Below are 6,000 nucleotides of genomic sequence, written 5' to 3'. Positions count from 1 at the left end.
AATTAAATTAGATAGTTTAATAATATAAGCTTACTAATCTTCACATATTTCCTCTATGGTAACTCCCTGCTTTGATACTTTTAATTTCAAAGGAATAATATCGTTTGCCATCCAAGCCCTATACAAATTCTCTATTTGCATCTCATTTTTTATAAAAGCAATTCCGCAATCTCCTCCACCTGCTCCTGATGGCTTACCACTGCCAAAGGCATCTGCAATAGAACATAACTTTTTTAGTTTTTCCGTTTCAATTTGAACTCCAGCACTTTCTCCAAGTTTTAATAAAGCTTTGCGGTTTAATGCCAGACTATTCATTGCTTCTTCAAGCTTATCTCTCTTAAAACTTTCAATCAAAGCTTCTACAGAAAAAAGACTATTCCTTAAAAATTCATTGTAAGAATGAGGATCTCTTTTACGAAAATTGAATATCTTCTCAATCATAATCTTTGTGGATGCCTCTTCTTTTGTCCACCCAACTACTAGTCGAAGGCCCCTTGGTGGAGTTAATTTTTCAATAATCAAACTTGGCCAAGGTTTATTTGTCAAATCACTAATTTTTGCTCCCTGCTCTAATTGCTCTAGTATCCATCCTGCATTAAAGGTTGAATATTGAAGCCATCCTCCATATACCGCAGCAGCAATATCTGCTCCGGATCCACTTCCTTGAGCTTTTAAATGGGCAATAACTGAAAGTTTAAAAATCTCATCAAGGTCGTACCTTTTATTGCTATGTAAACTTAAAATGGCAGAAATCACTGCCACTACTATAGCAGCACTGGAGCCAAGACCATACTTTTTGCCACTTTCATTATTGCTTAACTGGCTTTCAATCTTTAAATGAAAAGGTCTTAGCTCTATGTATTTTTCCTTTAGATATTGGCTAACTACAGAAATTGAATTTTCAATAAAGTTCAACTGTGGATCTGATACGCTAAATTCAACTTGACCATCTTTTATCTGCCATAAAATATTCTCTAATCCTAATTGAGGCAAGAATAATCTATTTTCCTTATTAAAATTTATTTGGGCTGTGATATATCTATCTACCGCCACTACCATACACTTATAATTAGGATCTAGTACAGCATACTCACCAGCAATCATAAGTTTTCCCGGTACCCTTATACAATAAATTGACTGTGCCATATTCTTCATCCCCTTAACTATTAACCCGCCAGTACATTAGAAATCCAAGGTGCTGAATATAAAATCATAAATAGAACCCCATAATTAACTCCCATACGATGAAGGGTTCCAGCCACAATGCCAATTAAAAAGACACCAGCTACATTAATCCATCCTCCATCTACAAAGGCTAGCAAAAGAACTAAGCTGAAGAATACCCCTAATAATGCTTCATGTGGAATCCTTTTAAACACAAATGTACAAATTTGCTTTGAGTACTTTACTGTAACAAAATAAGTAATAATACATGCGATGGATGCTCCAATAAGAGTTGCCCAAGCAATATCCCCGTTAGATAATATATGATGCATATTATCTTCTAAGGTATAGACTGGGTGTGCATTAAACAATGGGTTTCCTGGTCCAATTGCCACAGGGGATAAGGGAATACCTAAGGCAATAAGAGGAATCAATATACCTGCAATATAGGTTGCTTGGGCTAAGGCTTCCATGCAGGATACCGCAAGAGAAGCTTTTTCAACGGGATCCTTTACTCTTCCAGCCAGTAATTCACCAAAAAAAGTTGTAAGTCCAACAGGACTTAAGAGAAAGGTTACTGATCCAAGTAGTGAAGCTAAAGCGCTATAGGCAAGCTCCTTTTTTGTTAAAATCTTAAAAGGATTAGGCACCTTCTTTAACTCATCTTCTTTTCTTAGATAAATCCTATTTTTACCGAATTTTTGCATCTTATCTCTTTTTTCCTTATCCAGTAACTCAACTAGGGTTAGTATTACTGGTCCTATAGTAATTCCTAAAAAAAAGGAAGTGGATACGTTGGTTCCTTCTTTTACAGCACCAACACCCCAATATAAATATCTAAGGCCTTGAATCAGTAAAGCAAAGGGGATAATAGAAGCTAAGGCCACCCATCTCTTTTTACTCAAAAGAGCTAGTATTATAGCTCCAATAAAGAAAACAAGATTTCCATAATCTTTAATAGAAGATGCAAAAGGAACTATAACTCTAGCCAACAATAAACTTACTGGTACTGAAACCAAGGTTCCTACAATAGCTCCAGAAGCAATTTTTCGTATACTAGTTTCTGTTAGGCCATTCTTTTTAAGCAACATGGCATGCTCAACCATTGGAGTGGACATTACGCCTGCAGGAATTCCAGCAATAGACACAGGCACCGCATCAATTAACTTACAGGCCACAATAGCAGAAATAAAGAATGATAAAATCACCATGGCATTCATTCCAGATAAAACTAACACCAAGATTACCGGTGCAATAGTAGCAGTTTCATCTGCTCCAGGTGCGGCCCCAATTATTGTATATATAATAGTTGCTGCAAAAGCGGCTAAAATCATTTGTAAAATTAAAGCAATACTCATGTCAACTCTCCTTACTGTCTTCTACTAATATTCTTTTAGGTTTGATTAAAAGAGCGCAAATTACAAAACCAATTATAGCTCCAGATATACCAAATAATAGTGGTTTACTTTGACCTTTCGGTGCAATAAAGTATCCCCCTAGAGCAGTTGTGCTACATATCACAAGGGCCAAAATTAAGTCTTTAATATAAACCAAGTCCTCCCATACCTCAATATTCCTTTCCATATTATCCTCTTCTTTAATATCCTTTAGTTCATTATCTATTTTTTTCATTTTCTTAACTCCTTCTAAAGAAAAATTAATATGTCATAATTTAGAAGTATACTTTATAATTTTATCCGCCTTAACTGTAAATAATCCCCGTACCTGGATAACAAACCAGTACCTCCTGCACTGAAGGTAATTTTAACAGTTTTTTATAAACTTTTTCTTCATCCTCCGGCAAACAAAGAACCTTCACATTGGGACCAGCATCTATGGTAAAATAAGCCTTAATTCCTAATGATCTAAGCTCATGAATATGTTTTATAACTTCTAAGGTTCCACTTTCCCAATATAAAATCGGAGGTTTTGCCCCTAGCATAGTAGCATGCATCTTCAAAGCATTTGCTTCTATTACTTCACCAAGGGTCTGAAAATCTCGTGCCTGTATAGCTTTTTTAGCAATTTCTAAATCACTTTCAACGGTTTGAAGCCATCCAGAATAGAAGGGAGAACTTTCTACTGTTCTTTTCATACCTTCCCTACTGGATACCTTCTTTTCTTTAGAATTTACCATAACAGAAAGAATACTTAGCTTCCATTGATTTTCAGGTAAAAGCTGAAGTGCAAAGGAGTCCTCTCCATCCTCTCTCTCTCCCTTTTGCCATTCTACAAATCCTCCATAAATTGAACGACAGGCAGACCCGGAACCTTGACGAGCAAGTATTGATAGTTCTCTTTCATCTAAATTGAGCTGAAGGGCTTTTGCACTTGCCGCTGCTAAGGCTGCAAAGCCTGAGGCAGAAGAAGCAAAACCAGCAGCAGTTGGCACCTTATTGTCCGAAGTAACTATAGCGTGGATGTTAACGCCAGCTCTTTTTCTAATCTTATCAAGAAAAGTAAATACTTTATTAGACTCCTTTTCGCTAGCAGGCTTATTATTTAATATAAATTGATCCTTATGTAGATTTTTCTGAAATTCTACCGTTGTTATAGTATAAAACTTATCGAGGGTAATGGATAAACTGCTGTTCATAGGCAAAAATAAATTCTCATTTCTTTTTCCCCAATATTTTATTAATGCAATGTTAGTATTTGCTTTTGCCGTAGCCTTCATTGCCTTTCCTCCTCGGTAGAAAAATACCAGCTATTTGCTGCACCATAGTTTTTTAGATCTTCTGCAATAACTTTAGCTTTTTCAAAGCTATCTGCCAGTGCAATCATGCAACCTCCCAGTCCTCCTCCAGTTAATTTAGCTCCTAGTGCCCCTAAATCTCTTGCTTTATCAATCAAGCTATCCAGATCATTATCACTAACACCTAGACTTTCTAACTCCTCTTGATTAGCATCTAATAATTTTCCTAGCAAGCTAATATTTCCTTCTAAAATAGCATCCCTAGCTTGATAAGCAATGCTTTCCATTCTATCTAAGGATTTATTGACTCTTGCATTATCCCTCAAATACTGCTGTCTCACTTTTTCAACGGCGGTGCGGGTATCTCCAATTCGTCCTGTATCCCCCACCACTAGATATAATGGTTTAGTAGTTTTTATATGGACTATCTCCTTATCTCTTAGAAACCAGATTGGATTTTCACTTGCTACTATTGCCATATCAATTCCACTGGGATTTCCATGGGTACAGCTTTCAGCTATTTGGACAAGACTAAACAACTCCTCCTGTGAAGGATTTTTCCCAAAGAAAGAAAACAGAGCTCTTACAATGGCAACAGCCACTGCAGCACTAGAACCTAAGCCACGACCTAATGGGATTTGGGATTTAATTTTTATATATAAGTACTTCTGCGGTTTATTCAAATAGCTTAAAGTTGCCTTAATACACTGAAAAAGTCCTTCCATATTATCTGGCATTTTTTCAATGGGTCCAGTGTACAATTGAGATTCAAAGATAATACTTCCATTATATTGTTGAACAATAGCTTCCACCTTCAAAGGAAATGGTATAGCTATGGCAGGTTTACCATAAACAACTGCATGCTCTCCCACAAGAATCAGCTTACTATGGGCTATCCCCATCCCTGATTTACTAATAACTGTATTCATATCAATTCCTTAAGCTCCCCCTTAATCCTATAAGGTACCGCTTTTAACTCCTCCAAATTCTTTTTACCTAACAAAAACATAATTACCTTTGATTTATATATAAGATTCTCCATATAATTTTCAACAGCTTCATAGCCTCCTTCTAGCAGTAACTTTAAAATTGGTCCGCTGATTCCTATCATATCCGCCCCAACACATAGAGCCTTTACTATATCTTCTGGCTTTTTCATTCCTCCAGTACATATAATCTTTAGATCTCTACTTAAAGGTCTACATTCTAAAAGACTAAGGGCTGTTGGAATTCCCCATTGAAACAACTCTTCAAAATGAAATTGATCATTTCTTTCACTTTCAATTTGAATAAAATTTGTGCCCCCTCGTCCCCCTATATCTATGTACTTAACCCCTACTTCTAGCAATTTTTTAGCCACCTCTCTAGAAATACCAAAACCAATTTCCTTTACAATAACAGGCTTATCAATTTTTTTAACAATATTCTCAATATTTTTTAAGACTCCTTTAAAGTTTCTATCACCCTCCGGCATACAAATTTCTTGAGCAGGATTCAAATGAATTTGAATAGCATCTCCTTGTATCATTTCAATAGCTCTAGCTACCTGATCCACAGAGGCGAAGGCATTTATATTTGAAATAACTAGTCCTTCTTTTAACTCTTCTCTAACAATCTTAAAAGAGGCTTCATAATTTCTATCTGATACTGCTATAGCCTGAGATCCTACCGCCATTGGTATATTAAAATGCTTTGCTATTTTAGCTAAACTTTTATTTATTTCTATAGCCTGATCAAAACCTCCCGTCATAGCATTTATCATTACAGGAAAATTTATTTTCTTACCTAAAAAAATACAACTAGTATCTATCTCATTAAAATCTATTTCCGGTAAAGAATTATGTTCTAAAAAAATATATTTAAAATAATTATCACTTTGAAAATCACTCTGCAAAAAATTATGTATATGTTCCTTTTTTCTTGAACTTCTTATTTGGCTCTTTGATTTTAAATCTTCCAAAGTTCTCTTCCCTTCTATGGCTTTTTATTATGCAGTATTAATTATTATGCCCTTATTAGTTTATCTGAGTCAAAGCCATCTAAAGCCTTTTTTTATAATTTTTCAAATGATAATCTTTATCATTTAATATATTATCTGCATTTATCTCAATTTTTTACTTTAACATAGTTCCAATTTAAAA

Annotated in this window: 6 protein-coding genes; all 6 read right to left on the bottom strand. The window is 35.1% G+C overall.

Annotated elements, in window-relative coordinates; translation table 11 throughout:
• Window positions 1-33: 33 nt before the first annotated feature.
• On the bottom strand, window positions 34-1,146 hold the full coding sequence (locus N3C_RS04615) for a phosphomevalonate kinase (protein WP_074364891.1): 1,113 nt from the start codon (window positions 1,144-1,146) through the stop codon (window positions 34-36).
• Between the two features lie 20 nt (window positions 1,147-1,166).
• Window positions 1,167-2,522 carry a tripartite tricarboxylate transporter permease gene (locus tag N3C_RS04610; RefSeq protein ID WP_074364890.1) on the bottom strand — a complete coding sequence of 452 codons (1,356 nt, stop codon included), beginning with the start codon at window positions 2,520-2,522 and terminating at the stop codon, window positions 1,167-1,169.
• 1 nt (window position 2,523) lies between these two features.
• Entirely contained in the window at window positions 2,524-2,796 is a 273-nt protein-coding gene (locus N3C_RS04605; protein ID WP_074364889.1) for a Bax inhibitor 1 family protein, read from the bottom strand.
• A gap of 70 nt (window positions 2,797-2,866) precedes the next feature.
• Window positions 2,867-3,841, bottom strand: coding sequence for a diphosphomevalonate decarboxylase (gene mvaD, locus N3C_RS04600; RefSeq protein ID WP_074364888.1), 975 nt, complete (start codon window positions 3,839-3,841; stop codon window positions 2,867-2,869).
• A complete protein-coding gene (gene mvk / locus N3C_RS04595; RefSeq protein WP_074364887.1) occupies window positions 3,838-4,788 on the bottom strand; it encodes a mevalonate kinase in 951 nt (316 codons plus the stop codon). Before mvk ends, mvaD begins: the two co-directional genes overlap by 4 nt.
• On the bottom strand, window positions 4,785-5,819 hold the full coding sequence (gene fni, locus N3C_RS04590) for a type 2 isopentenyl-diphosphate Delta-isomerase (protein ID WP_207648607.1): 1,035 nt from the start codon (window positions 5,817-5,819) through the stop codon (window positions 4,785-4,787). The genes mvk and fni overlap by 4 nt, the downstream gene beginning before the upstream one ends.
• Between the last annotated feature and the right edge of the window lie 181 nt (window positions 5,820-6,000).

This window comes from Clostridium sp. N3C (assembly GCF_900095445.1).
Taxonomy (GTDB): domain Bacteria; phylum Bacillota; class Clostridia; order Clostridiales; family Clostridiaceae; genus Clostridium_AU.
Note: the sequence above shows the minus strand (reverse complement) of the source record. Positions and strands in the feature narration are given on the sequence as shown.

What these genes read in the sequence shown, in the direction of transcription:
- mvk (WP_074364887.1), bottom strand. Translation starts at nt 4,788, where the DNA reads ATGAATACAGTTATTAGTAAATCAGGGATGGGGATAGCCCATAGTAAG.
- N3C_RS04615 (WP_074364891.1), bottom strand. Translation starts at nt 1,146, where the DNA reads ATGGCACAGTCAATTTATTGTATAAGGGTACCGGGAAAACTTATGATT.
- N3C_RS04610 (WP_074364890.1), bottom strand. Translation starts at nt 2,522, where the DNA reads ATGAGTATTGCTTTAATTTTACAAATGATTTTAGCCGCTTTTGCAGCA.
- N3C_RS04605 (WP_074364889.1), bottom strand. Translation starts at nt 2,796, where the DNA reads ATGAAAAAAATAGATAATGAACTAAAGGATATTAAAGAAGAGGATAAT.
- mvaD (WP_074364888.1), bottom strand. Translation starts at nt 3,841, where the DNA reads ATGAAGGCTACGGCAAAAGCAAATACTAACATTGCATTAATAAAATAT.